A 25,542-nucleotide genomic window follows, 5' to 3' on the forward strand; every position below is an offset into this window, starting at 1 on the left:
GCCGGGGGTGTTGCCGTACCCCTGTCAGCCGTGCCAGGTGCGGGCCCGCAGGGGCAGTCCGGAGGCGCCGGACTCGGGGGTGCGGATGGCGAGGACCTGGTTGACGCCGATGCGGTTGCGTTCGAATGCGAGCGCGGAGGCTGCCATGTACAGCTGCCAGACGCGGGCGCGGCCGGGGCTGGTGAGGCGGACGGCCCGGTCCCAGTCGGCCTCCAGGTTGGCGACCCACCGGCGCAGGGTGCGGGCGTAGTGCTCGCGGATGGACTCCACGTCCCGGACCTCGAACCCGGCCCGCTCCAGCTGGGTCACGGTGGTGCCGACGGGGGCGAGTTCGCCGTCGGGGAAGACGTAGGCGTCGATGAACTCGTCCACCTCGTACGCCGACTCGTCCCGCTGCGGGCGGCGGGCGATCTGGTGGTTGAGCAGCCGGCCGCCGGGCTTGAGCAGGGCGTAGAGCTGGCGGGCGTACTCCAGGTACTTCTCGGCGCCGACGTGCTCGGCCATGCCGATGGAGGAGATGGCGTCGAAGGGGCCGTCCACGATGTCCCGGTAGTCCTGGACCCTGATCTCCACCCGGTCGGTCAGCCCCTCGTCGGCGACGCGCTTGCGGGCGTACGCCGCCTGCTCCTGGGAGAGCGTGACGCCGACGACGCTCACGCCGTGCTCGCGGGCCGCGTGGATGGCCATGGAACCCCAGCCGCAGCCGACGTCCAGCAGCCGCTGACCTTCCTTCAGACCGAGCTTCCGGCAGACCAGTTCGAGCTTGTCGCGCTGGGCGGACTCCAGGGTTCCGGCATCTTCCCAGTAGGCGCAGGAGTACACCATGGAGGGGCCGAGGACGATCTCGTAGAAGTCGTTGCCGACGTCGTAGTGGTGGCTGATGGCCCGCTTGTCGGTGCGGCGGGTGTGCAGGTTCCGGCGGGGCCGGCGGACCTCCTCGCGCGGCGGGGCGGGCGGGATCGGCGGGCCGGCCAGTTTCAGCAGCTCGCGGGCGGCGGCCCGGACGTCGGGGTCGCGCAGGGCCTGGACGAGGCCGCGGGCGTCCTCCCCGCGCTCCCAGACGAGGCCCGCCACGGCGTCGAGCGCGGTGTACAGGTCGCCCTCGATCCCCAGGTCGCCGGAGACCCAGGCGCGGGCGAGGCCCAGCTCTCCCGGTTTGAACAGCATGCGGCGCAGGGCGCGGCGGTTGCGCACGACGAGTGCCGGCGCGTCCGGCGGACCCGCCTGCGACCCGTCCCAGGCCTTCAGGCGTACCGGTAGCGGGGCTCCCAGCATCTGCTCGGCAAGACTTCTCAGCCGCGACGCGGCGTCGGCCATGGCGCACACCTCCAAGACGACGATCCCGGATGCCGGATACCACGTAAACACCGCGAGGTCCTCGGCGCAGTCCCGCAAAGGAGTTACGACTGGGCAAAACGGTTGTAGAAACCATGCAGACGGGTGCCCGGGAACGCCGGAAGACCTCCCGCACCACGGATGGCGGGAGGTCTTCCGGGTCGGTCACCGACAGGAGGACCTGTCGGTGACCGGACTGTCTTTCGGTGACCCGAGGTCTGTCGTCGACCGGAGGGTCTGTCTGTGACCGGAGGTCAGGAGGCCTTGGCCTTCTCCTCGGTCTTGCTCGCGGCGGCGACCGGCGCCGGCTTGGCGGCCTCGTAGAACTCCTCGCGCGGGTTCTCCATGGCGCCGAGGGAGACGACCTCGCGCTTGAGGAACATGCCGAGCGTCCAGTCGGCGAAGACGCGGATCTTGCGGTTCCAGGTCGGCATCGCCAGACCGTGGTAGCCACGGTGCATGTACCAGGCGAGGCGGCCCTTGACCTTGATCTTCATCTTGCCCATGACGATCATGGCCACGCCCTTGTGCAGGCCGAGACCGGCGACCGCGCCCTTGTTGGCGTGCTCGTACTCCTTCTGCGGGAAGCCCCGCATGCCGGAGACCACGTTGTCGCCGAGGACCTTGGCCTGGCGCAGCGCGTGCTGGGCGTTCGGCGGGCACCAGGCGTTCTCCACGCCGGCCTTGCGGGCGGCCATGTCCGGCACCTGGGCGTTGTCGCCGGCGGCCCAGATGTAGTCCGTGCCCTTGACCTGGAGCGTGGGCTCGCAGTCGACGTGACCGCGCGGGCCGAGCGGCAGACCGAAGCGGGACAGGGCCGGGTTGGGCTTGACGCCGGCCGTCCACACGATGGTGTTGGAGTCGACCTCCAGGCCGTTCTTCAGCACCACGTGGCCGTCGACGCAGGAGTCCATGGAGGTGGAGAGGTAGATCTCCACGCCCCGGCTTTCCAGGTGCTCCTTGCCGTACTGGCCGAGCTTGGGGCCGACCTCGGGAAGGATCTTGTCGGCGGCGTCGACGAGGATGAAGCGCATGTCCTCGCGGGACACGTTCTTGTAGTACTTGGCCGCGTCCCGGGCCATGTCCTCGACCTCGCCGATGGTCTCCGCGCCCGCGAAGCCGCCGCCGATGAAGACGAAGGTGAGCGCCCTGCGGCGGATCTCCTCGTCGGTCGTGGAGTCGGCCTTGTCCAGCTGCTCCAGGACGTGGTTGCGCAGGCCGATGGACTCCTCGATGCCCTTCATGCCGATGCCCTGCTCGGCGAGGCCGGGGATCGGGAAGGTGCGGGAGACCGCGCCCATGGCGATGACCAGGTAGTCGAAGGGCAGCTCGTACGCCTCGCCCACCAGCGGGGCGATCGTGGCGACCTTGCGGTCCTGGTCGATGGTGGTGACCCGACCGGTGAGAACCTCCGCCTTCGGCAGCACGCGTCGCAGCGGGACGACGACGTGCCGAGGGGAGATGCTGCCGGCGGCGGCTTCGGGGAGGAAGGGCTGGTAGGTCATGTACGACCGGGGGTCGACGACCGTGACGGTCGCCTCGCCGTAGCGCATCTTCTTGAGGATGCGCCGAGCTGCGTACAGGCCTACGTACCCACCGCCTACTACGAGGATCCTGGGACGCTCCGTGGTGCTCATGGCATCGAGTATCCACCCGCCCCAGGGGGGTCGCTCGTGCGCCCCTTCACAAGGTCTGACGGGGCCTGTGTTAAACTCCGCGGCTCGCATGACGCGCACCACGGGGACACGAGGGAACCGAGGGGCGCTTCGCCCCGTTGTCAAGGCCGCGTGAGCTGCCTCTCCGGCTCCGCGAGGTGGCCGTGAGGGCACCGTGACACCCTTGGAACACCCCCCTTCGGGCCCCTCCCGCGCCCTTCGTCTGAACATGTTCAAACAGCCCCGGGACCCCCGAAAGGGCCAATGGGCCCCCTTCCGGGGGCCGGCCGGAGGGAATTCCTTGTGAAGAACTTCACGAAGGTTTCCGCCGGGGTATGACCAGGGGCCCCTCCAGGGGGCCCCGGGCACCGCTCAAACGTTATCCAACCTGCTCAGCAGGTGGCTACTGCTCGGTAACAAAAGAGAGCCACGCCACGCGTCACGCCACGGACCAGGCGATGCCGTCGAGGATGTCGTGCTCGCTCACCACGACCTCCTCGGCGCCGGTCCGCTCCATCAGCGCGAGCAGGACGAGGGCGCCCGCGCCGATGACGTCGACCCGGCCCGGGTGCAGGGACGGGATCGCGGCGCGCTCGGCGTGCGTGGAGCGCAGCAGCCGTTCGGTGATCTCGCGCACCCGGTCCCGGGAGACCCGGGAGTGGTGGATGCGCGTGGAGTCGTACGCGGGCAGCTCCTGGGCGATGGCGGACACCGTGGTGACGGACCCGGCCAGGCCCACCAGGGTGTGCGCCTCGCGCAGCGGGACCGACTGCTCGGCGAGGTCCAGGGCGGCCTCGATGTCGGCCCGCATGGCGGCGATCTCGTCCTCGGTGGGCGGGTCGCTCACCTCGCCGCCGTGCACCAGGTGCCGCTCGGTCATCCGCACGCAGCCGACGTCCACCGACCGGGCGGCGCGCACGTGGTCGTCGCCGACGACGAACTCGGTGGAGCCGCCGCCGATGTCCACGACCAGGTAGGGCCGGGCGAGGTCGGCACGGCCGGTGAGCTCCTTCGTGGCGCCCGTGAAGGAGAACTCGGCCTCCTGGTCACCGGTGATGACCTCCGGCTCGACCCCGAGGATGTCCAGCACCCCGCGCACGAAATCCTCGCGGTTCTCGGCGTCGCGGGAGGCGGAGGTCGCGACGAAGCGCAGGCGCTCGGCGCCGTGCTCCTTGATGACCTCCGCGTACTCACGGCAGGCGGCGAAGGTGCGCTCCAGCGCCTCGGGCGCGAGCCGTCCGGTGCGGTCGACGCCCTGGCCGAGCCGCACGATCGTCATCCGGCGGTCCAGGTCGGTCAGTTCGCCCGTCGCCGGGTCGGCGTCCGCGACCAGCAGACGGATGGAGTTGGTACCGCAGTCGATGGCGGCGACACGGGTCACTGGCCGTCCTCCTCGATGGGCCGGACGGCGAAGTACCCCGAGCCGTCCTCCGTGTTCTCGGTCTGCCAGCCCTCGCCGGCCGGCACGCCGGGCAGCGTCACGCAGGCCCCCTTGCGCCACCACTCCGGCAGCATCGCCAGGGCCTCGTCGCCGAGCGGGTTCACGCCCGGGCCGGCGGCCAGCGAGTGGGCGACGAGCACGTGCAGGCACTTCACCCGGTCCGGCATGCCGCCCGCGCTCGGGAAGCCCTGGAGGACCTCGATCTCGTCCCGGCGGCGGATGTAGTCCTCGTGCGCGGCGCGGTACGCGGCGGCCAGCTCGGGGTCGCGGCCCAGCCGCTCGGTCATCTCCTTCATCACGCCGTTCGCCTCCAGCGTGCCGATGGCGGAGGACGCCTTCGGGCACGTCAGGTAGTACAGCGTCGGGAAGGGCGTGCCGTCGGGCAGGCGCGGCGCCGTCTCCACGACGTCCGGCTGACCGCACGGGCAGCGGTGCGCGATGGCCCTGAGGCCGCGCGGCGGACGGCCCAGCTGCTGCTTGAAGGCCTCTACGTCCGCGTCGGTGGGCTCGGTGCGCGGAGTGGGCGGCGGAGGGGTTTCCATGACTGCTTTCAGGGTGGGTTGGTGTCGGTTGCCGGACCGGACGGACCGGTCACTGGTCGGAGGCGTCGGCCTTGTCGACGCCTTCCCAGACGTTCGTGTACCAGGGCCGGCGGGCGGCCCCGAGGTCCGCACGGGACTGCCGGGCCGCGCCCGGGTCGACCACCACGTACCCGGTCTCGCCGGGCATCACGTAGTGCAGCCGGCGGCGGATCTGCTGCTCGGCGTAGGCGTCGTCCTGCCAGCGCGCCTTCAGGTCTCGCAGCTGCTCGACGCGTTCACGGGCCTGCTGCCGCTGCCGCTCCAGGTCGGCGATCTGCTCGCGCTGGGAGACGTACTGCCGCATCGGGTAGGCGAGGGCGACGATCATCGTGCACAGCACGAGCGCGAGCAGGGCCGCGCGGCCGGTGAGCCGAGAGCGGCGGGCCTGCCGCTTGGTCTGGGAACGGTAGACCCGGGCCGCGGTCTGCTCGCCGAGCAGCCGCAGCCTGGTCGCGGTGGAGAAACGGTCCCGGTCCCTCACGGCCATCTGGCTCTCCGCCTCCCCTTTCACACGCGCGTACGTCCCCGGACACGGTACGGGACCGAGCACGGGGACGTACGTACGACTGGCTGAGCCCTACGCCAGGATGGGTCAGCCCTTGGAGATCCCGCCGCGGAAACGCGGGAACGCGCTGCGGCCCGCGTACACCGCCGCGTCGTCGAGGATCTCCTCGATGCGCAGCAGCTGGTTGTACTTGGCGACGCGCTCGGAGCGGGCCGGGGCACCGGTCTTGATCTGGCCGCAGTTGGTGGCGACGGCCAGGTCGGCGATGGTGACGTCCTCGGTCTCGCCGGAGCGGTGCGACATCATGCACTTGAAGCCGTTGCGCTGGGCCAGCTCGACGGCGTCCAGGGTCTCGGTCAGCGAGCCGATCTGGTTGACCTTGACCAGCAGGGCGTTGGCGGCGCCCTCCTCGATGCCGCGGGCGAGGCGCTCGGGGTTGGTGACGAACAGGTCGTCGCCGACCAGCTGGACCTTGTCGCCGAGCTTGTCGGTGATGACCTTCCAGCCGGCCCAGTCGTCCTCGAACAGCGGGTCCTCGATGGAGACGAGCGGGTAGGCCGCCACGAGCTCCTCGTAGTACTCCGTCATCTCGGCGGCGGAGCGCTCCTTGCCCTCGAAGAGGTACTTGCCGTCCTTGTAGAACTCGGAGGCGGCCACGTCGAGCGCGAGGGCGATCTGCTGGCCGGCGATGTAGCCGGCCTCCTTGATGGCCTCCAGGATGAGGTCGAGGGCCTCACGGTTGGAGCCGAGGTTCGGGGCGAAGCCGCCCTCGTCGCCGAGGCCGGTGGACAGGCCCTTGCTCTTCAGGACCTTCTTCAGGGTGTGGTAGACCTCGGTGCCCCAGCGCAGGGCCTCGGAGAAGGACTCCGCGCCGATCGGAGCGATCATGAACTCCTGGATGTCCACGTTGGAGTCGGCGTGCGAGCCGCCGTTCAGGATGTTCATCATCGGCACCGGCAGCAGGTGCGCGTTCGGGCCGCCCAGGTAGCGGAAGAGGGGGAGGTCGCTGGCCTCGGAGGCGGCGTGCGCGACGGCGAGCGAGACGCCGAGGATGGCGTTGGCGCCGAGGGAGCCCTTGTTGTCGGTGGCGTCCAGGTCGAACATGGCCTGGTCGATCAGGCGCTGCTCGGTGGCGTCGTAGCCGACCAGCTCGGGACCGATCTGCTCGATCACGGCGAGGACGGCCTTCTCGACGCCCTTGCCCTGGTAGCGGTTCGGGTCGCCGTCGCGGAGCTCGATGGCCTCGAAGGCGCCGGTCGAGGCGCCGGACGGGACGGCGGCACGACCCGTGCTGCCGTCGTCGAGGCCGACCTCGACCTCGACCGTGGGGTTGCCTCGGGAGTCCAGGATTTCCCGGGCTACGACGACGTCGATGGACGGCACGAGCATCTCCTTCTTGGATGTGACGCTGGAAGTGCGGGGCGGTGTGCCTTACGGCTGTGCCTTGCGACTAGAGCCTAACCGTCCCGGGGGCGTCGGCCACCGACCGACCGTCCCGTGGACACGCCGACGGTACCTTTTGTTTCTCGCCGAAACAAAGGGTTCCGGGCCGGTGGACGCAAAAAGCCCCGCCCTGGTGCGTACGGGGGAACACGCACCAGGGCGGGGAGCCCGTGGGGACGGGGGTACGGCCCGCTGGGGGCCTTCGGCGGGCCCGCGCGCGGGCGCGGGCCGCCGGGCGGGTCTTACTTCAGGTGCAGCTGCTGACCGGGGTAGATCAGGTTGGCGTCCTCGACGATGTCCTTGTTCAGCTCGAACAGCTTCTGCCAGCCGCCCTGCACGTGGTGCTCGCCGGCGATGGAGCTGAGGGTGTCACCGGTGACGACCTTGTACTCGCCGTCGCCCTTCTTGACCTTCTTGCCGGTCGGGGTGGTGACGGTCTTGCCCTGGCCCTTGCTCGCGCTCGCGGCCGGACGCTCGGCGGAGCGGGAGGCGGCCTGCTCACCGGTGGAGCGGGTGGCGGTGGAGCCGCCCGAGCCGTTGGAGGTGCTGGAGCCGTTGGAGGTGCTCGGGGTGGAGGTGCTCGGCGCGGAGCCGTTGTACGGGGTGCCGGACAGGCCCGTGCCGCAGACCGGCCAGGCGCCCTTGCCCTGAGCGGCGAGGACCTTCTCGGCGACGGAGATCTGCTGCGCCTTGCTCGCCTTGTCGGCGGTGCCGGCGTACTGCGTGCCGCCGTACGCGGCCCAGGTGGAGGCGGAGAACTGCAGACCGCCGTAGTAGCCGTTGCCGGTGTTGATGGACCAGTTGCCACCGGACTCGCACTGCGCGACCGTGTCCCACTGGGAGGCGGTGGCGGCGGAGGCGTTGCCGGCCGCCATCAACGGAGCGGCGACGGCGGCACCGGTGACACCGGCGAGCGCGACGGCGCGGACGGCCTTGGACGGACGACGGTGCTTGCCCTTGCTGGAAAACAGCATGGATCGATCCCCTCACCGACGCCTGCGAGGTGAGCTGTCGGGTTCGGGCCGGTTGAGTTGCCCGGCCGCACTCCGCTCACGCGGGTGCGGCTTCACCCCGAGCCGGTTCCGGCATCAACTGCCGGGCCCGGCACCTACCTTGGGTCCCCCGCTCCTGCCTACGGCGCTTGACGCGACGACTGTTCCCGGGCAACCGCTGGCAGGATTCGGCGTTGCGGCTGCCGGGGCTCGTGGTGACGAGCGATCACGACCGTAGACACGCGATCCGCGGAATTTCAAAGACGATCAGGGCTTCTGAGACTCATCCCACACTTTCACCAAACCGGACATTAGGGCGCTAAGCGGGACGCCAACTCCCCCTACTTCGCGCCCGTTTCGCCCCCGACTTCCAGGGTCTGACCGGCACTGATGTGATTCGGGTCGGTCCCGATGGCCTTCTTGTTGCCGGCGTACAGCGCGCGCCATCCGCCGTCGACGTCAAGGGAGTCGGCGATGGAGGCCAGCGTGTCGCCCTGACGGACCGTATACGTGTCCGTGTCATGGGAGGCGTGCCGGCCGGAAGACGCGGCGTTCTGACCGTTTGTCACGCTTTCGTCCCCGCTGCTCTCGTCCGCGCTCGCGCCCCGGTGGCGTCCGCCGCCGAGGGACCCGGTGTCGACCAGGCTCCAGGAACCGGCGGCCTGCTGCGGGTCGTTCCCGACCCCGGTGTCCGGGGTGGCGGTGGGCGCGCTGCCGGTTCCCTGCGGGCTTCCGGCGTCCGCAGTGGTGGACTTGTCGGACTTGGGGGTGTCGGTCCTCGCCGAACCGGTGGCCGTACCGGCGTCCTTGTCCGGCTTGGCGCTCGGAGTGGTGGTGGCCTCGCCCGAGGAGGAACCGGCCCCGGAGCCGGAGTCGGCGCCGGAGTCCGCGTCCGCGGAGGGCGACGAATCCGGCAGACCGGACGAGTCGGAGCTGCCGGAGGAACCGGACGTACCGGAGTTGCCCCCCGATCCGGACGTCTTACCCGAACCGTGCGCACTGCCCGAACCGCCTGAACCGCCCGAACCGCCGACGCCCGTGTCGACGTGCGTCGAACCCGAGCCCTCGGTGAGACCGGACAGCAGGGCGCAGGTGGCCCAGGGCGTGGTGCCCTTGTCGGCGAGGATCTTCTCGGCGACGGCGATCTGCTGGTTGCGGCTCGCCTGGTCGGGGCTGGCCGCGTACTGGCCGCCGCCGTAGGCGTTCCAGTCCTCCTGCGAGATCTGCAGGCCGCCGTAGTACCCGTTGCCGGTGTCCGCGCTCCACGAGCCGCCGCTCTCGCACTCGGCCACCTTGTCCCACGTGGTGCCGTCGGCCGCGTTGGCGCTCGCCGCGCCGAGCAGCGGGATGGCGATGGCGGAGCCGGTCACTCCGGCCGCGACGAGGAGAGCCGGGGCCTGGCGGGGGCGACGGTGTCGGCCGTTCCCGGAGAGCATGCAGAAGCCTTTCGAGCGACAGCAGGACCGGCGCGGCGGACGGAGCCGGTCGCCGCGCTGATGGGTGAACGTATCGGCAGACGATCACTTGTCACAAGTTCATGCCGCACAGATCACGTGAAGATCACAGAGTTGAACGTCTGTCATGTTCTCTTGCAGAAACCGTGCGGGGTCCTGCCGTACCAGGTCGGACGGTGTGTCCGGCAGGCGCGCGCTGTTCAGGCGCCGGGTGTGAACTCCACCGGCAGGGTGCGCAGGCCGCGCATGATGAGTCCGCCGCGCCAGCGCAGTTCGGCCGGGTCCGCGGCCAGCCGCAGGTCGGGCAGCCGGGTGAGCAGGGTGGCGAGCGCGGTCTGACCCTCCAGGCGGGCGAGCGGCGCGCCGAGGCAGTAGTGGATGCCGTGGCCGTAGCCGAGGTGCTGGTTGTCGCGGCGGGCGAGGTCCAGCACGTCCGGGTCGCCGAACCGCTCCGGGTCCCGGTCGGCGGCGGCGAGGACCACGAGCACCGGGTCGCCCGGCGCGATCCGCTGTCCGCCGATGGTGAGCGGCTCGGTGGCGAACCGCCAGGTGGCCAGCTCCACCGGGCCGTCGTAGCGCAGCAGTTCCTCCACGCCGGTCGCCAGCAGGTCCGTCTCCCGGCGCGCCAGGGACTCCTCCAGTCTCCGGCGCTGCCCGGGGTGTGTGAGCAGGGCGTAGGTGCCGTTGCCGATGAGGTTGACGGTGGTCTCGAAGCCGGCGAACAGGAGGATGAAGGCCATGGCGGCGGCCTCGTTCTCGGTGAGGTGCTCGCCGTGGTCGGAGGCGCGGATGAGGCCCGAGATCAGGTCCTCGCCGGGCGCGGGCTCGGCGGGCAGTGCCTCGCGCTTCTTGTGGATGAGCTCGGCGAGGTAGCCGCGCATCTTCTTCACCGACCGGGCGACGCCTCCCCGGGGGCCTCCGCCGTGCCGGATCATCATGCCCGCCCAGTCCCGGAAGTCGTCCTGGTCCTCGCGCGGGACGCCGAGCAGGTCGCAGATGGCGTAGATGGGCAGCGGGAAGGCGAACTCGTGGATGAGGTCGGCGGAGCCACGCCGGGCGAACTGGTCGATGAGGTGGTCGGTCAGCTCCTGCACCCGGGGCGCGAACTCGGCGACCCGGCGGGGCGTGAAGGCCTTGCTGACCAGCCGACGCAGCCGGGTGTGGTCCGGCGGGTCGATGTTCAGCAGATGCGTCATCAGCTCGGCCTTGCGCTCGCCGGGGATACCGGTCTTGCCCTTGGCGTGCGCGGGCTCGTCGTGATGCGCCGGGTTCTTGCTGAGCCGCTGGTCGGCCAGGGCCTGCCGGGCATCGGCGTACCGGGTGACCAGCCATGCCTCGACCCCGCTCGGCAACCGCGTCCGGTGCACGGGGGCGTGCTCGCGCAGCCAGGCGTAGGCGGGATAGGGGTCGGTGGCGAACTCCCAGGTGAAGAGGGCGGGGGCCGGCTCGCCCGGGTGGGAGGACGGCTGGGCGGGGTGGGAGGACGGCTCGGCGGGGCAGGGCTGGTCGGTCACACCTCGACCGTATCCGGCCCGCCGGGGGCGTCGGACGAGGCGGGGTGGGGTGGGGACGGGGTGGGGTGACAGCGGGGTGGGGACGGCGTCCGCCGCGGGGGGCCGGCAGTAGCGCCGGGCGGGCCCCCCCCCCCGCGGCGGACGGCCGCCGGCACTAGGCCGGCAGGCCCTCGGCGGCTCGTATCGCGTCCCGGTAGGCGCGGGCCGCCGCGCGCAGGGCCGCCTCCGGGTCGGTGCCCGCCGCCTCGGCGCGGGCCGCCAGCGCCAGCAGCTCGTAGCCGATGCCGTCCCCCTGCGGCAGCGGGACGTCGAGGCCGGCCGTGCGGGTGCGGGAGGCGAGCTTGGCGGCGAGGGCCAGGCCGGGCTGGCCGAGCGGGACGCCGTCCGTGACCGACTCGCGCCGCTTCTCCTCGGCCTTGGTGCGCAGCCAGTGCTCCTTGACGTCCTCGGGGGTCTCGGCCCGCTCGTCGCCGAAGACGTGCGGGTGCCGGTGGATGAGCTTGGCGACGATGCCGCCGGCGACGTCGTCGACGGAGAACGGCGCGTCCGGGTCCTCCTCGGCGATGCGGGAGTGGAAGACGACCTGGAGGAGTACGTCACCCAGCTCCTCGCGCAGTTCCGCGCGGTCGCCGGCCTCGATCGCCTCGACCAGTTCGTAGGCCTCCTCGATGCCGTACTTCGCCAGGCCCTCGTGGGTCTGCCGGGAGGACCACGGGCACTCGGCGCGGATGCGGTCCATGACCTGCACGAGGTCCAGCAGGCGGGCGCCGGGCAGGTCGTAGGAGGCGGGGAGCAGCTCCAGTTCCGGCATGGCGATCCGGCCGGAGCCCGCGAGCCGGGCGAGGCCGTCGGTGAGGGCGGGCTCTCCCTCGCCGGTGGCCAGGACCACCACCGTGCGGCCGCCGGCACAGGCGTCGACCAGCTCCTGGGCGGTGGGGGACGCCTCCGCCACGGCTATCCCGGCCTCGCGCAGATACGGAAGCTGCGGATGGGCTCCGTCCGCGCACAGCACGGCGTCGGCGGTGCGCAGGGCCTGCCAGGCGGGCCAGGACAGCAGACCGGGGGCGACGCGGTGGCTGGTGGTGAGCAGGACGATGCGGCCGGGGGCGGCTCCCCCACGGGCCTCGGGGCTGGTTTCGTTCACGATCCGAACGTAACCCACGGGGCGAGGGAGCGGATCGGGTTGTCCACAGGCCCCACGTGGTCGTCTGATCGTATGACCGGCGCGTCGCCGCGCCGGCCGGCGGCCCGCCTACGCCGTCACCGGCTCCCCGCCCGCCGTCGTGACCTCCCGTACCCACGGCGTCCCGGCGTCCACGCGGCTGCTCTTCTGCACGTCCCAGGAGCCGTAGCGCGGGTTGAGGTCGACGTGGAGCTCCTCCGACGCCTTGGACAGGGCCTTCCAGAAGGCGGGCTGGCTCGTGTCGGTGCCGAGCCGCGCGGCCAGCTTCTGCGCCTCCAGTTGCAGGCGCAGGTTGTCGTCGAGGCGGGCCGGGGCGATGCCGTACTTCTGCAACCAGGCCGTCTCCAGGCCCTTGCCGCCGCCGGCCTGCCGCTCCAGCTCACCGCGCATCTGCTGGATCTCCTTGCGGGTGACGCCGATGCCCGCGTCCCGCGCGGCGCGGTGCAGCACCCGGTCGAGCACCATGTTGTGCAGGGTGTCGCGGGTCAGGGCGCTGGTCGAGGAGACGACCTGCTGGTACTGCGCCTCGTCCGGCACCGCGGCCCGCTGCGCCCGGCGGACCTCGTTGACCCGGCCCTCCAGCTGGGCGACGGTGATCCGCTGCCCGCCGACGACGGCCGCGGCGCCCGGGTGCGCGTCGCTTCCACAGGCGGTCAGCAGGGGGGCCGCGGCGGCGGTCACGGCGGTGAGGACGAGCGCGGTGCGGCGGCGGTGCAAGGGGACCTCCCAGGGAGATTGTGCGGCGGTGCACAAAGTCTTGCGGTGATCGATGGTAGGCAGTGGGCAGGCTGCGGCCAACCCATTCGACCAACGATTCACGCGCGCTTCGGGCACCGCCGCGCCGCCCCCCGAGGGGCCGCCGGGCCGGCCGGGTCAGCCGACGATGGCCACGGGCGCGTCCCAGGCATCCCGGTCGACGGTCAGCGTGACGCCGCCGTGCGCCTCCTTGCTGTTCACCATGTACTGGTGGGCGCGGCTGTGGCCCGTGTACTGGGTCGCGCCCCACGGCCAGTCCGCGGTCGTGGTGTTCTGCTTGTCCCACAGCGCGTACCAGAGGTTGCCCGGCAGGTCCGTCTTGTCCTTGGCGGTGGCGACGGCCTTGGCGCTGGAGCTGGTGAAGCCGTAGTAACCGCCGCGGTAGGTCTTGGACCGCAGCGTCTTCATGAACGAGCGGACGTACGTGAGCACGGCGTCGTTGCACGTCTTGTTCTGGACGTCGTACGGCTCCATGTCGAGGTAGACGGGGCTGCCCGCCTTCATGCCGAGCGCCGACGCCTTGGCGACCGCGTCCTTGGCGTCGGTCACGCCGAGGGACGCCGCGGTCACGGCGGACAGCTTCTCGGGGCTGGAGCCGGTCTGGCAGGGCGGCTGGGCGCCGACGTAGATCGGGATGAGCTTCCAGCCGAGGGAGTTGACCGACTTCACCCAGGAGGCGGTGAGGTTGGGCTGGGCGCAGCCGCGGTTCTTGCCGCCCACGTAGACGGCGGCGGCGCCGTAGAAGCCGGTGTGCCAGGCCTTCATGGCCGACAGCGAGGGGGCGGTGCAGGTGTCGAACGCCCGGCCCGTGAAGGTCTTCTGAGCCGGCCAGGTGGTGGCGGCCATGGAGGTCTGGGCGGCGATCCCGGCCCCCGTGACGACGGCCGCGCCCGCCACCGCCCAGGTGAGGTACCTGCGCTTCTTCGACTGCCGATGACCTGCCATGAACCCCACCCCTGCTTGTCGCACGGCGCGTCGACGCGCGTGCGTGCCTGGCGAAAACGAAGCGAAACGTATCGGGCGCCGGGTCCGGCGCCGGGAAACGCGAGCCCCTTGCGTGCGCAGGATTCTCTCAGAACCCGGCGAAGTCTCCGCGCGGCTACCCGCGTACCTGCCCCAGCCACTGGAGGGTCCGCCGGATCTCCGCGGCCAGCGGATGGCCGGGGCCGTGCAGCCGCTCGACGTCCAGGACGAGCCGGGCGAGGGTGTCGTGGGCGGCCGGCCGGTCGCCGAGGGCGAGCAGCAGATGGCCGATGCGGCGGCGCACCTCGTGGGCGAGCTGAGGGTCCCCGGCGACGTACTGGTTCTCGTAGTACGGCAGCAGCGCGCGGTACTCGGCGAGCGCCGCCGCCGGTTCGCCCAGTTGCTCCAGGCACTGCGCGGCCTCGTAGCGGTAGCGCAGCGACTGCGGGTCGGCCTGGCCGGCCTCGGCGGCGCGTTCGTCGGCGAGCCGGCGCAGTTCGGGCAGCGCGCGCCGGTACTGGCCGTCGTCCATGAGCGTGGCCGCGTACTGCTTGCGCAGGGTGCGTACGACCGGTGAGTGCTCGCCGTGCTGCTCGGCGGCGGCCGGCAGGATCGCGCCGAGGATGTCGACGGCCTGTGTGATGCGGCCCTCGCCGAGCAGCCGTTTGACATCGTCCACGGCGGCGGCGACATCGGGCTTCTCGGCCACCGGCGGCGCCGGCGCGACGGGTGCGGGCTGGGGCGCGGGGGTCCGTGCGCGGTCCGGCCAGGGGGCGTGCGGGCGCAGGAAGGGGCGCGTGGGGTCCAGGGGCGCTCCGGTGGGCGTCCCACGCGCGGGCAGGAGCAGCGCCAGGGCCTCGTACACCTCCTGCGCGGACGCCGGCCGGTGCTGCGGGTCCTTGGCGAGCAGCCGCAGCACCAGCCCCTCGAGCGCCTCGGGGACCTCGGGGCGGATCCGGCGCACGGGCAGCGGCGGCTCGTACAGATGCCGGTGCAGCACACCCAGGGCGGTGGAGCCCGCGAACGGCACCTCGCCGCTGAGCAGTTCGTGCATCAGCACGCCGAGCGCGTACAGGTCGGTGTACGGGCCGACCGCGCCGCCCATCGCCTGCTCCGGCGCCATGTAGGCGGGCGAGCCGATCGGGGAGCCGGTGTGCGTGAGGCGCGTGGTGTCGGTGTCCATCACCGAGGCCACGCCCAGGTCGAGGACGGTGACCGTGCCGTCCTGCTTCACCATCACGTTGCGCGGCTTGAGGTCGCGGTGCACGATCGGCACGGCGTGCACGGCGCTCAGCACGGCGCACAGTTGCGCCGCCACCGCGACCGTCCACTGCCACGGGTACGGGTCGTGCTCGGCGAGGTGGTCGGAGAGATCGGCGCCGTCGACGTACTGCATGACGAGGAACAGCTCATCGCCCTCGCTGCCCGCGTCGTGCACCGTCACCAGGCCGGGGTGGTCCACCTGCGCGGTCACCCGGCACTCGCGCACGAAGCGGCGGCGCAGCTCGTCCGCCTCCTGGCCCGCCACCTTGTCCGGGCGCAGCAGCTTCACCGCCACACGCCGGTCGAGCCGTCGGTCGTACGCCGTCCAGACCTGGCCCATGCCGCCCTGCCCGATGAGCGTGGACAGTTCGTACCGGCCGGCGACCATGCGTCCTGGCGTCACGGTCACCGTCCGCCCTCGCCGGATCCCTCGTGTCCGTCGTGCCGGCGCAGGTAGTCGCTGAGTTCGTCCAGCTCGGCGCGTACCTGGTCGATGCGGGCGGGCGCGGGGCGCTGGGGCGGCCCGGGGACCGGGGGCACGGCCCCGGTGTGCGGCGGCCCGGGTACCGGGGTGTGCGGGCGGGGCACCGGCGTGGGGTGCGTGGGCGGTACGGGGTGCTGCGGGGCCGGCACGGACGCGGTGTACGGCGGCGCCGCGTGCCCGAAACCGTAGGGTCCGGGCACGGGCGGGGCGTGGGTGACGGCGTGCGCGAGGGGGAACCCGGCGACCCGCTGACGCTGGTGCACCCGGATGTCCACGACCAGGTAGTACACCGCGGACGCCACGCCGAGGAGCATGAGCAGGCCCAGGGCGACGTCGCTGCGCCAGTCCGTCTCCGGCACTTCACCGACCACCACGAACCCGGTGATGGACAGCGGCAGGCTCAGCCAGGCCCACAGCCAGTCGGACCAGCGGCCCCGCACGAAGGCCAGCCGGAACAACGGCAGGCACGACAGCAGTCCGCAGGTGAGCGCCCCGGCCGCCGCGAACATCACGCGCAGGGATATGACCTTTCCCGCGCTGCGGGGAGGCGGCACCGCGCCATGGCCGTACATGACTGCTCCTGGACCGAGTGGGACCGATGGGACGGACGCCGACGGGACGGTGTCCCGGTCGGAGTCCGAGCGTATAGGCCGACACGGACAACGGGTCCCGGGTTGTGCCGAACCGTTGTCGCACTGATCACTTCACGCGGTCCGGTCGCTCCACGGGGCCCGGCCGGAACCGTTCGGCCGGGCCGCGTTCCGTGACCGGGCTCAGTCGGGTGCGACCGTGCCGTCCGTCAGGCCGTCGTACATCCCGCGCACCAGTTGTTCCCCGAGCCGGCTCGCCTGCCTGAGCGCCCGCTCGAACTCGTCCAGCGCGCGGAACCGGTCGCCGTAGCGCCGCTGTTCCTCCAGCGGGAGCCGGGGCAGCTGGAGCCGGCGCACGTCCAGCCGGGTCGCCGTGGAGGCGTAGCTGCTGGCCTGCCGGTTGTTGGCCGTGCCCCGCAGGAACCCGGCGAGGAACCACGGGTCGAGGGCCGACCGGTCCGCGCGCAGCAGCACGAGGTTGCGCCCCAGGACCGCGCCCCCGGCCGCCTCGTCGACCACGCGCGCCACCGATCCCCCGCCGACCACCGGTACGACGACGTCCCCCGGCTCGGTCAGTACGGCCTCCTCCTCGCTCTCCGGGAGCGTGCCCGAAGGCGCCGTTCCGGCGAGCACGTCATGGTCGGTGAGCACCGGCACGCGCGCGTGGCCGCCGTTCCCGCCGCTGCGCATCACCAGCGCGCCCCCGCGCGCGAGTTCACCGACCGTGGTCAGCGGCCAGCGGGCGGCCGGCGCCGGGTCGGCCGGGGGCGGGGTGAGGTCGGTGGTCAGGCGCAGGGTGGCGCCCAGGCGCTCACGCACCCGCGTGAGCTGCTCCGCGCCGTCGGCCACCGCGGCCGGCGGCAGATGGCGGGCGGGAGCCAGGTCCACGTCGTCGTCCAGGAGGTCGATGACCGGAACCGAACGGGCGAGCCCCGGCCGCTCCGCCAGCCGCCCCGCGCGCGTGAAGGCGCCCCAGGCGTCCGTCACGGCCTTTCGCACCGCCTCCCAGTCAGGACCGCCCCGCCCCTCCCCGGCGAACCTCCCGGTGTCCACGAGCAGCACCTCCGGCGTCGCCGGCGCCCGGTCGGGCCGGCGCAGCACCCACAGGTGCAGCGGGATGTTGTACGGCGGTGCCGCCCCGACCGGCAGCGCGACCACGGCCCGCAGCGCGCCCCGGCGCAGCAGATCGGCGCGGATCCGGCGCCCGGAACGGCGGGACGCGGCGGCCGGCGGCATGAGCAGCACGGCGGTGCCGCCGTCGGTCAGCCGGGCCAGCGCGTGCTGCACCCAGGCCAGTTCGGACTCGGTGCGGGCCGGGAAGCCGTACTCCCAGCGGGGGTCGTAGGCGAGTTCGTCGTGACCCCAGTTGCGCTCGTTGAACGGCGGATGGCACAGGACGACGTCGGCGCGCAGAGCGGGGTGCGCGTCGGCGCGCAGGGTGTCACCGGCGGCGGCGCGCACGGTGGCCCGACTGTGCAGCGCGAGCCGCAGCGCGCTGATCGCGGCCAGTTCGGGGGCGCTGTCCTGGGCGTACAGCTCCTGGTCGGGGCGGGTGGCCACGGCGCGCAGCAGGGCCCCGGTGCCACAGGCGGGGTCGAGGACGGTGCGGGCCGGGCCGGCCAGGTCGGCCATGAGACCGGCGAGTTCGGCCGGGGTGAGCGTGTACTGGCGGGGGTTGGCGTCCAGGTGCCGGCCCAGCAGGAACTCGAACGCCTGCCGTGCGCCCATCTCGGCGGCCAGTTCGGCGGCACCGCGCAGGAGGGGGGCGGAGAGGAGGAGTTGGGGGCCGGTGGGGGTGCGGAGGGCCGGGGCGGCTGAGGTGCCTGAGGTGCCCGAGGTTGGTGAGGTGCCTGAGGTTGCTATGGCCATTGGGGCGACCGGAGTGGTTGCCGGGGCGGTGTGAACGGTCTGCGCGGTGTGCGGAACCGACTGGGTGTTCACGGGCTGGGGCGTCTGTGGAGTGTTCACAGGCGGTGGCGTCGGTGAGGTGTTCACGGCCGGGGGCGTGGGAGCGGGGTTCACACGGCCGGCCTGGGCTCCGGTGTGCACAGCCCCGGCGCCGACAGCCCCGGCCGCGCCCCGTGCCTGGCGCCCCGCCCGGCCCGCCGGTCCCCCGAGACGCGGGATCAGCACCTGGTCCAGCGCCCCGGACAGGATCGCGGCCAGCCGGGCGTCGGAGCCCGCGCTCGCGTCGAGCCAGACGGTGGGCCGCTCGTGGATCAGCAGCAGCACACAGCCGGTCTGCACCAGGGCCGGCAGCGGTCCTTCCGGGTGCCCGGCGAGTTGCTGCCAGACACGTTCGCGCAACGGCACCTCGGCGAGTTTCCCCTGCTTGCGCAGCCAGGCCTCGACCTCGGCGAGCGCGAAGGACGGGCTGGTCTCGGTGCCGCCCACCGGTTTCGGGAAGTCGGCGTGCCGGCGGCGCCAGTTGCTGACGGCGGCGCGGCCCACCCCGGCCAGCCGCGCGATACCGGCGGCGGTCACCTCTGTCGCGTTGTCCTGCACCGGCCCCGCTCCCCTCGTCCCGTGTGAGCACCGAGCATACCGACGTACACAAGGGATGGCAGTTCACGGCGTGTACTCCACTCGATCTGTGAATCGTGTTGACTCGGTTCACAGGCTCTGGTCTTATTGACCCAGCGAACGAGCGGCCACCGGAGGGGGAGGCCGCAACGTCTGGGGAGGGGTTCGCCATGGGGATGAAGGCCAAGGTCGCGCTCGGTGCCGTCGTGGGGATCGTCGTCATCGGCGCCGTGTCCGCCAACGCCGGCGGCGACGGCAAGGACGGTGGTTCCGGCGGTGGCGACAAGGGGTCCTCGGCGTCGGCCGGGCACAAGTCCGGTGCCGGGAAGGGCTCGGGGGGAGCCGGGAAGTCCGAGGCGAAGCCCGCGAAGATGGCCGCCTTCGGGGGCGACGGCGAGTACCGGGTCGGTACCGACGTGAAGCCGGGGACGTACCGCACGACCGGTAACGACGACGGCATGTGCTACTGGGAGCGCGCCAAGGACGCCTCCGGCGAACTGGACTCCCTGCTCGCCAACGACAATGTCAGCGGGACCAGTTACGTGACCGTCAAGGCCACCGACAAGCTGTTCAAGTCCAGCGGTTGCGAGGACTGGGAGGCCGTGGACCCGAAGGCGAAGGGCACGCCCGCCTCCTCGATGGACGGGGACGGGGGCATGTTCAAGGTCGGCACGGACATCGCGCCGGGCACCTACAGGTCGACCGGCAACGCCGACGACTCCTGCTACTGGGAGCGTACGAAGGACGCCGGCCACGGGCTGGACTCGATCATCGCGAACAACAACGTCACCGGTACGGCCGTCGTCACCATCAGCCCGTCGGACGCCTACTTCAAGACGAACGACTGCGGCACCTGGAAGAAGGCCTGACCCGTCCGCTCACGCCCCACTTCTCACGGGGCACTTACCAACCCCCCACCTCTCAGCACCCACTTCTCTCAACAAGGAAACCGTCATGCGTCGTACCGCACTCGCCGCCCTCTGTCTCGCCGCCGCGGCCACGGCGGGACTCACCACCGGCTGCCAGCCGGGGCAGGACTCGGCGGACAGCAAGCCGAAGGGCCCGTTCGCCGGGCTGAGCGGCGGTCAGATCGCCGACCGCGCGCTGAAGGCCACCACGGGCGCCTCGTCCGTGCGGCTGAAGGGCCGGGTCACCGACGACGAGAGCAAGGGCGTCATCGACATCGACATGGCCATCGACCACGACGGCCAGTGCGCCGGCACGATGCGCATGAGCGGGCAGGGCAAGGCCGACCTGATCAAGACGGGCAGCACCGTCTACATGAAGTACGACGAGGCGTTCCTGCGCGCCCAGAGCGAGGGCGAGTCCAAGGAGGACACGCAGGCGGCCGTGGACATGCTGGCCGGGAAGTGGACCAAGATGGCCGTGAAGGGCCAGGACGCCAAGGACATCGCGAGCTTCTGCGACCTGGACTCGGTCCTCGGCGACATGAGCGGCGGCGGCACGGCGGGCACCACCCGCGGGAAGACGACGCAGGTCGACGGCGCGCCCGCGATCACCCTGCACGAGAAGGACGGCAAGGAGCGCTACACGGCGTACGTGGCGACCGAGGGCAAGCCGTACCTGCTGCGGGTCGACAGCGCGTCCGGCGGGAAGGAGCCGGAGCACCTGTCGTTCCTCGACTACGGCAAGCCGGTGCCCGCGAAGAAGCCCACGGGCGAGATCGTCGACCTGGACGCGCTGTAACAGCCGACGCACCACGGCGGCCGACGCGCCGGAACGGCCGGTGCCCGGGGGGCGGGGTGGCCCGGCGCGGGGTCACAGGGGGTGGCGCATCCGCCCCGGGCGGGACAGCGAAGTGCCCGGTGGCGGGACGGTGGTGCGGCCGGTGCCCGTGCGGGTCACCGGGCGCGGGTCACCGGGCCCGGAAGCGCTCGGGTGCCTTGGTGGGGTTGCCGCCGGCGGGGAGCTTCTGGCCGGGGCAGCCGGCGAGGACCTTCCTCATGGCGTTCCGCTCGGCGGCGGTGACCCACAGGCCGTACTTCTTCTTGACCGCGACCTGGGCGGCGACATAGGCGCACCGGTAGGACTTCTCCGGCGGCAGCCAGGTGGCCGCGTCGCCGTCGCCCTTGCCGCGGTTGGTGGCGGCATCGACCGCGAGGAGGTTCAGGGGGTCGTTGGCCAGCGCTATGCGCTTGCTGGCGTCCCAGTACTTGGCGCCCTTCTGCCAGGCGTCGGAGAGGGCGACGAGGTGGTCGATGTCGACCTGGCTGCGACCGCGCCGGTAGGTGATGTCCTTGCCGGAGTAGGGGTCGGGGTCCAGCAGCCCGTAGGAGACCTTGCAGTGGCCGCCGCTGAACCGCACCTGCTTCAGGTCGCGTTTGAGGATGTCGTCGCGGGTGTCGCAGGAGTTGGAGTCGGTGTCCGCCCAGGCGGTGCCGAACCGCTCCCGGGAGTAACCGGTCTTCGGCGCGCGCCCCTTGACGGTCAGCGAGTCGACGGCGGCCAGGGCCGCGCCTCCGGTTCCGCTTCCGCTTTTCGCGGGCCCGGAGGCCCCCTCGGTCTGCTCGGCCGTGCAGCCGGTCACGGCGACCAGCACCGCCACGGCGATGGCCGCTCCGCCCCTCGGACGCGTCACAGTGCGTCTCCCTCCCTCACCCTGGTCCGCCCCGCGGGCGCGGGCGGATCGTTCCGCTCACCACCGTAACTGCCCGCTGTGGCCCGTCAGATGCCAGCGCAAAGGGGGCGCCGGGGAGCAAACCGGGTGACTGTGGGAGAAGGTGACGGGCCGTTGCCGTCCGCGCGCCCCGGCCGGGCTTGACCTTGCCACTGGGTCAGGGTCAGGGTCCGGCGATCGCCGCGTGACCGAGAAGAGCAACGAGAACAGCCGCCCCGCCGGCCCCCGTACCGTCGTCGTCCAGGCAGGGCAGGAACGCCCGTACGTCGTCCGGGGTGCGGCCCGCCTCCGGCAGCCGGCGGATGCCGCGGACCCGGACGGCCGTGCCGGTGGCGTGCGCGCGGTGGCCGTTGGCCGCACGCACGGACGTGATCACACCCTGCTGCTCTTGGTGGCGCAGGGCGCGCGGCGCCGTCCCGGTGACCTAGGCCGGCTCACCGGTCCGCTCGCGCGCCCCGCCCCCGTACGTCCGCCGTCACCCCAGGACCGAGGTGAGGAACTCGCCGACCCAGGCCAGCAGTTCGCGGCCGACCAGCGGCTTGCCGCCCACCTTCGCGGTCTTCGGGCGCGGGACCAGCACCTGGTGGGCGGTGGGCTTGATGACCGTGCCCGGGTAGAGCCGCTTGAGCCGCAGTTCCTGCGACTCGCGCAGTTCCACCGGCGCGAAGCGGATGTTGGTGCCCTGGAGGACGACCTCGCCGACGCCGCACGCGCGCGCGAGCATCCGCAGCCCGGCGACCAGCAGCAGGTTCTCCACCGGCTCGGGCAGCTTGCCGTAGCGGTCGGTGAGTTCCTCGCGGACGGCCTTGATGTCCTCCTCGGAGTTGGCCGAGGCGATCGAACGGTACGCCTGGAGGCGCAGCCGCTCGCCGGGCGCGTAGTCGTGCGGGACGTGCGCGTCGACCGGCAGCTCGATCTTGACCTCGAGCGGGGCCTCCTCCTCGATCCCGCCCGTCTCCAGCTGGCGCCGGTAGTCCGCGACGGCCTCGCCGACCATGCGGACGTACAGGTCGAAGCCGACGCCCGCGATGTGCCCGGACTGCTCGCCGCCGAGCAGGTTGCCGGCGCCGCGGATCTCCAGGTCCTTCATCGCGACGTACATGCCGGCGCCCATCTCGGTGTGCTGGGCGATGGTGGCCAGGCGCTCGTGCGCGGTCTCCGTCAGCGGCTTCTCCGGCGGGTACAGGAAGTACGCGTAGCCGCGCTCGCGGCCACGGCCGACGCGGCCGCGCAGCTGGTGCAGCTGGGACAGGCCGAAGGTGTCGCCGCGCTCCACGATCAGCGTGTTGGCGTTGGAGATGTCGATGCCGGACTCGACGATCGTGGTGGAGACGAGGACGTCGAACTTCTTCTCCCAGAAGTCGACGACCACCTGCTCCAGCGCGGACTCCGACATCTGGCCGTGGGCGGTCGCGATGCGGGCCTCGGGGACGATGTCGCGGAGTCTGGCGGCGGCGCGGTCGATGGACTCGACACGGTTGTGGATGTAGAAGACCTGGCCCTCGCGCAGCAGTTCGCGGCGGATGGCGGCGCCGATCTGCTTCTCCTCGTAGGGCCCGACGAAGGTGAGCACCGGGTGGCGCTCCTCCGGGGGCGTGGTGATCGTGGACATCTCGCGGATGCCGGTGACCGCCATCTCCAGGGTGCGCGGGATCGGGGTGGCGGACATGGTCAGCACGTCGACGTTGGCGCGGAGCTTCTTCAGCTGCTCCTTGTGCTCGACGCCGAAGCGCTGCTCCTCGTCGACGATGACCAGGCCCAGGTCCTTGAACTTGGTCTCCGAGGAGAACAGGCGGTGGGTGCCGATGACGACGTCCACGGAGCCGTCTTTCAGCCCTTCCAGGACGGCCTTGGCCTCGGTGTCGGTCTGGAAGCGGGACAGGGCCCGCACCTTCACCGGGAACTGTCCGTACCGCTCGGAGAACGTGCCGAAGTGCTGCTGCACCAGCAGGGTCGTGGGGACGAGGACGGCGACCTGCTTGCCGTCCTGTACGGCCTTGAAGGCGGCCCGGACCGCGATCTCGGTCTTGCCGTAGCCGACGTCGCCGCAGACCAGGCGGTCCATGGGGACCGACTTCTCCATGTCCTCCTTGACCTCGGCGATGGTGGTGAGCTGGTCCGGGGTCTCCGCGTACGGGAAGGCGTCCTCCAGCTCGCGCTGCCAGGGGGTGTCGGCGCCGAAGGCGTGGCCGGGGGCGGCCATGCGGGCGCTGTAGAGCTTGATCAGGTCGGCGGCGATCTCCTTGACGGCCTTCTTCGCGCGCGCCTTGGTCTTCGTCCAGTCGGCGCCGCCGAGGCGGTGCAGGGTGGGTGCCTCGCCGCCGACGTACTTGGTGATCTGCTCCAGCTGGTCGGTCGGGATGTACAGCCGGTCGCCGGGCTGGCCGCGCTTGGCGGGCGCGTACTCCACGACCAGGTACTCGCGGGTGGCGCCCTGGACGGTGCGCTGCACCATCTCGATGTAGCGGCCCACGCCGTGCTGCTCGTGGACGATGTAGTCGCCCGGCTCCAGGGTGAGCGGGTCGATGGTCTTGCGGCGGCGGGCCGGCATCCGGGCGCCGTCGCGGGTGGCGGTGCGCTGCCCGGACAGGTCGGTCTCGGTGAGCACGGCGAGTCGGAGCGCCGGGTCCACGAAGCCGTACTCGATCGACCCGCAGGAGACGTGCACCACGGAGGGGCTGAGTTCGCCGAGGTCGTTGTCGAGGCGGGCGGCGATGCCCTCGCCGCCGAGGACCTCCGCCGTGCGGGCGGCCGGGCCGTGGCCCTCGGTGACGAACACCGCGCGCCAGCCGTCGGCGAGCCAGCCCTTGGTGTCGGCGAGGGCCCGCGCGGTGTCGCCGCGGTAGGTCTCGGGGGCGTGCATGCCGAGCTTGAGGGTGTCGCCCGCCGCGTCGGCGGCGAACGGATCTGTCAGTTCCTCGTCGGCGGCGAACGGGGACACCGACCACCACATCATGTCCAGCTCGCGCGCGCGGTCGCGGACGTCGGCGATGGACCGCAGGGAGGCCGCGCCGACGTCGATCGGGGCCTCACCGCCGCCGGCGGTGGCCGCCCAGGACGCCTGGAGGAACTCCTGGCTGGTGGCGACGAGGTCGGCGGCGCGGGTGCGGACCCGCTCCGGGTCGCAGACGACGGCCATGGCGCCCTCGGGCAGGACGTCGAGCAGCAGCTCCATGTCGTCCACGAGGACCGGGGCCAGGGACTCCATGCCCTCGACCGCGATGCCCTCGGCGATCTTGTTCAGGAGTTCGCCGAGTTCCGGGTGTTCCTCGGCGAGGGCACGCGCGCGGGCGCGGACGTCGTCGGTGAGCAGCAGCTCGCGGCAGGGGGGCGCCCACAGGCCGTGCTCGGCTACTTCGAGGGAGCGCTGGTCGGCGACCTTGAAGTAGCGGATCTCCTCGACGTCGTCGCCCCAGAACTCGATGCGCAGGGGGTGTTCCTCGGTGGGCGGGAAGACGTCCAGGATGCCGCCGCGCACGGCGAACTCGCCGCGCTTCTCGACCAGCTCCACGCGCGCGTAGGCGGCGGCCGCGAGGGCTTCGACGACGTCGTCCAGGTCGGCGCTCTGGCCGGTCCGCAGCGCCACCGGTTCCAGGTCGCCGAGGCCCTTGACCTGCGGCTGGAGGACGGAGCGCACGGGGGCGACGACGACGGAGACCGGGCCGGTCTCGGGGTCGTCGGGGCGGGGGTGGGCGAGGCGGCGCAGGACGGCTAGGCGGCGGCCGACGGTGTCGCTGCGGGGGCTGAGCCGCTCGTGCGGGAGGGTCTCCCAGGAGGGGTACTCCACGACGCCCTGCTCGGGCAGCAGGGAGCGCAGGGCGGCGGCGAGGTCCTCGGCCTCCCGGCCGGTCGCGGTCACCGCCAGCACCGGGCGGCCGGCCTCACGGGCCAGGGCGGCGATGGCGAAGGGCCGGGCCGCCGGGGGGCCGACCAGGTCGACGTGCGGGCGGTTGCCGTCCGCCGCCGCCCTGATCGCTTCCGCGAGGGCGGGGTCCTTGACTACGGCGTCGAGCAGACCGTGCAGGCTCATGGAGGGGCTTTCCGTCCAGGGGGTCGGCAACACGAAGGGCCCGACTCGTGCGACGGGCCGGGGCTGTCCAGCGTACGACGGCGGGGGCGGAGGTGCGGGCGGCTGTGGACAACCCCGGGCCGGCGCACAGCGCGGAAACCCGGTGCCGGGAAGTCCCGCAGGACTCCCGGCACCGGGTCCGCCCGCCGCAAC

The 25,542-nt window shown here is 72.3% G+C and carries 20 protein-coding genes and 1 riboswitch; of the genes, 2 read left to right on the plus strand and 18 right to left on the minus strand.

The features are described from left to right. Window positions 1–24: 24 nt before the first annotated feature. The 15 genes from ACZ5DC_RS15410 to ACZ5DC_RS15480 form a co-directional block, all read right to left on the minus strand. Window positions 25–1,317, minus strand: coding sequence for a class I SAM-dependent methyltransferase (locus tag ACZ5DC_RS15410; RefSeq protein WP_468652915.1), 1,293 nt, complete (start codon window positions 1,315–1,317; stop codon window positions 25–27). Between the two features lie 272 nt (window positions 1,318–1,589). Further along, complete coding sequence (locus ACZ5DC_RS15415) at window positions 1,590–2,972, minus strand: NAD(P)/FAD-dependent oxidoreductase (RefSeq protein ID WP_468652917.1); 1,383 nt, start codon at window positions 2,970–2,972, stop codon at window positions 1,590–1,592. Between the two features lie 457 nt (window positions 2,973–3,429). After that, on the minus strand, window positions 3,430–4,371 hold the full coding sequence (locus ACZ5DC_RS15420; RefSeq protein ID WP_468652919.1) for a Ppx/GppA phosphatase family protein: 942 nt from the start codon (window positions 4,369–4,371) through the stop codon (window positions 3,430–3,432). After that, window positions 4,368–4,973, minus strand: a complete 606-nt coding sequence (locus ACZ5DC_RS15425; RefSeq protein WP_468652921.1) for a DUF501 domain-containing protein — start codon at window positions 4,971–4,973, stop codon at window positions 4,368–4,370. The genes ACZ5DC_RS15420 and ACZ5DC_RS15425 overlap by 4 nt, the downstream gene beginning before the upstream one ends. A gap of 49 nt (window positions 4,974–5,022) precedes the next feature. After that, window positions 5,023–5,499, minus strand: a complete 477-nt coding sequence (locus ACZ5DC_RS15430; protein ID WP_366749654.1) for an FtsB family cell division protein — start codon at window positions 5,497–5,499, stop codon at window positions 5,023–5,025. Window positions 5,500–5,604: 105 nt separating this feature from the next. Further along, on the minus strand, window positions 5,605–6,906 hold the full coding sequence (eno, locus tag ACZ5DC_RS15435; protein WP_041665249.1) for a phosphopyruvate hydratase: 1,302 nt from the start codon (window positions 6,904–6,906) through the stop codon (window positions 5,605–5,607). A gap of 296 nt (window positions 6,907–7,202) precedes the next feature. Further along, window positions 7,203–7,934, minus strand: a complete 732-nt coding sequence (locus tag ACZ5DC_RS15440; protein ID WP_468652924.1) for a transglycosylase family protein — start codon at window positions 7,932–7,934, stop codon at window positions 7,203–7,205. 4 nt (window positions 7,935–7,938) lie between these two features. Next, window positions 7,939–8,110, minus strand: a riboswitch (cyclic di-AMP (ydaO/yuaA leader). Window positions 8,111–8,293: 183 nt separating this feature from the next. Continuing rightward, complete coding sequence (locus tag ACZ5DC_RS15445; RefSeq protein WP_468652926.1) at window positions 8,294–9,388, minus strand: transglycosylase family protein; 1,095 nt, start codon at window positions 9,386–9,388, stop codon at window positions 8,294–8,296. A gap of 218 nt (window positions 9,389–9,606) precedes the next feature. After that, the gene (locus ACZ5DC_RS15450) at window positions 9,607–10,920 is read right to left on the minus strand and encodes a cytochrome P450 family protein (RefSeq protein ID WP_468652928.1); all 1,314 of its coding nucleotides are present in this window, start codon (window positions 10,918–10,920) and stop codon (window positions 9,607–9,609) included. Between the two features lie 154 nt (window positions 10,921–11,074). Continuing rightward, window positions 11,075–12,064 (minus strand): nucleoside triphosphate pyrophosphohydrolase, encoded by a 990-nt coding sequence (locus tag ACZ5DC_RS15455; RefSeq protein ID WP_468652930.1) that lies wholly within the window; start codon window positions 12,062–12,064, stop codon window positions 11,075–11,077. 108 nt (window positions 12,065–12,172) lie between these two features. Further along, window positions 12,173–12,820 carry a SurA N-terminal domain-containing protein gene (locus tag ACZ5DC_RS15460; RefSeq protein WP_366749659.1) on the minus strand — a complete coding sequence of 216 codons (648 nt, stop codon included), beginning with the start codon at window positions 12,818–12,820 and terminating at the stop codon, window positions 12,173–12,175. Window positions 12,821–12,976: 156 nt separating this feature from the next. After that, complete coding sequence (locus ACZ5DC_RS15465; RefSeq protein WP_468652932.1) at window positions 12,977–13,804, minus strand: glycoside hydrolase domain-containing protein; 828 nt, start codon at window positions 13,802–13,804, stop codon at window positions 12,977–12,979. A 154-nt stretch (window positions 13,805–13,958) separates the two neighbouring features. Beyond that, window positions 13,959–15,473, minus strand: coding sequence for a protein kinase domain-containing protein (locus ACZ5DC_RS15470; RefSeq protein ID WP_468653533.1), 1,515 nt, complete (start codon window positions 15,471–15,473; stop codon window positions 13,959–13,961). Window positions 15,474–15,490: 17 nt separating this feature from the next. After that, the gene (locus ACZ5DC_RS15475) at window positions 15,491–16,141 is read right to left on the minus strand and encodes a hypothetical protein (protein ID WP_468652934.1); all 651 of its coding nucleotides are present in this window, start codon (window positions 16,139–16,141) and stop codon (window positions 15,491–15,493) included. A gap of 201 nt (window positions 16,142–16,342) precedes the next feature. Next, window positions 16,343–18,664, minus strand: coding sequence for an N-6 DNA methylase (locus tag ACZ5DC_RS15480; RefSeq protein WP_468652936.1), 2,322 nt, complete (start codon window positions 18,662–18,664; stop codon window positions 16,343–16,345). A gap of 188 nt (window positions 18,665–18,852) precedes the next feature. On the opposite strand from ACZ5DC_RS15480, the gene ACZ5DC_RS15485 reads away from it, so the two are divergent. Together ACZ5DC_RS15485 and ACZ5DC_RS15490 are read left to right on the plus strand one after the other, a co-directional pair. Further along, the gene (locus ACZ5DC_RS15485; RefSeq protein WP_468652938.1) at window positions 18,853–19,551 is read left to right on the plus strand and encodes a hypothetical protein; all 699 of its coding nucleotides are present in this window, start codon (window positions 18,853–18,855) and stop codon (window positions 19,549–19,551) included. Window positions 19,552–19,636: 85 nt separating this feature from the next. After that, complete coding sequence (locus ACZ5DC_RS15490) at window positions 19,637–20,389, plus strand: hypothetical protein (RefSeq protein ID WP_468652940.1); 753 nt, start codon at window positions 19,637–19,639, stop codon at window positions 20,387–20,389. 169 nt (window positions 20,390–20,558) lie between these two features. Here the strand turns inward: ACZ5DC_RS15490 and ACZ5DC_RS15495 are convergent, their stop codons facing one another. The 3 genes from ACZ5DC_RS15495 to mfd all read right to left on the minus strand — a co-directional run bounded on the left by ACZ5DC_RS15495 (window position 20,559) and on the right by mfd (window position 25,350). Further along, window positions 20,559–21,281, minus strand: a complete 723-nt coding sequence (locus ACZ5DC_RS15495; protein ID WP_468652941.1) for an HNH endonuclease family protein — start codon at window positions 21,279–21,281, stop codon at window positions 20,559–20,561. A gap of 202 nt (window positions 21,282–21,483) precedes the next feature. Then, entirely contained in the window at window positions 21,484–21,696 is a 213-nt protein-coding gene (locus ACZ5DC_RS15500; RefSeq protein WP_468652943.1) for a MerR family transcriptional regulator, read from the minus strand. Between the two features lie 99 nt (window positions 21,697–21,795). Next, entirely contained in the window at window positions 21,796–25,350 is a 3,555-nt protein-coding gene (mfd, locus tag ACZ5DC_RS15505) for a transcription-repair coupling factor (RefSeq protein ID WP_468652945.1), read from the minus strand. Window positions 25,351–25,542: the final 192 nt, after the last annotated feature.

This window comes from Streptomyces sp. NPDC031445 (assembly GCF_055581365.1).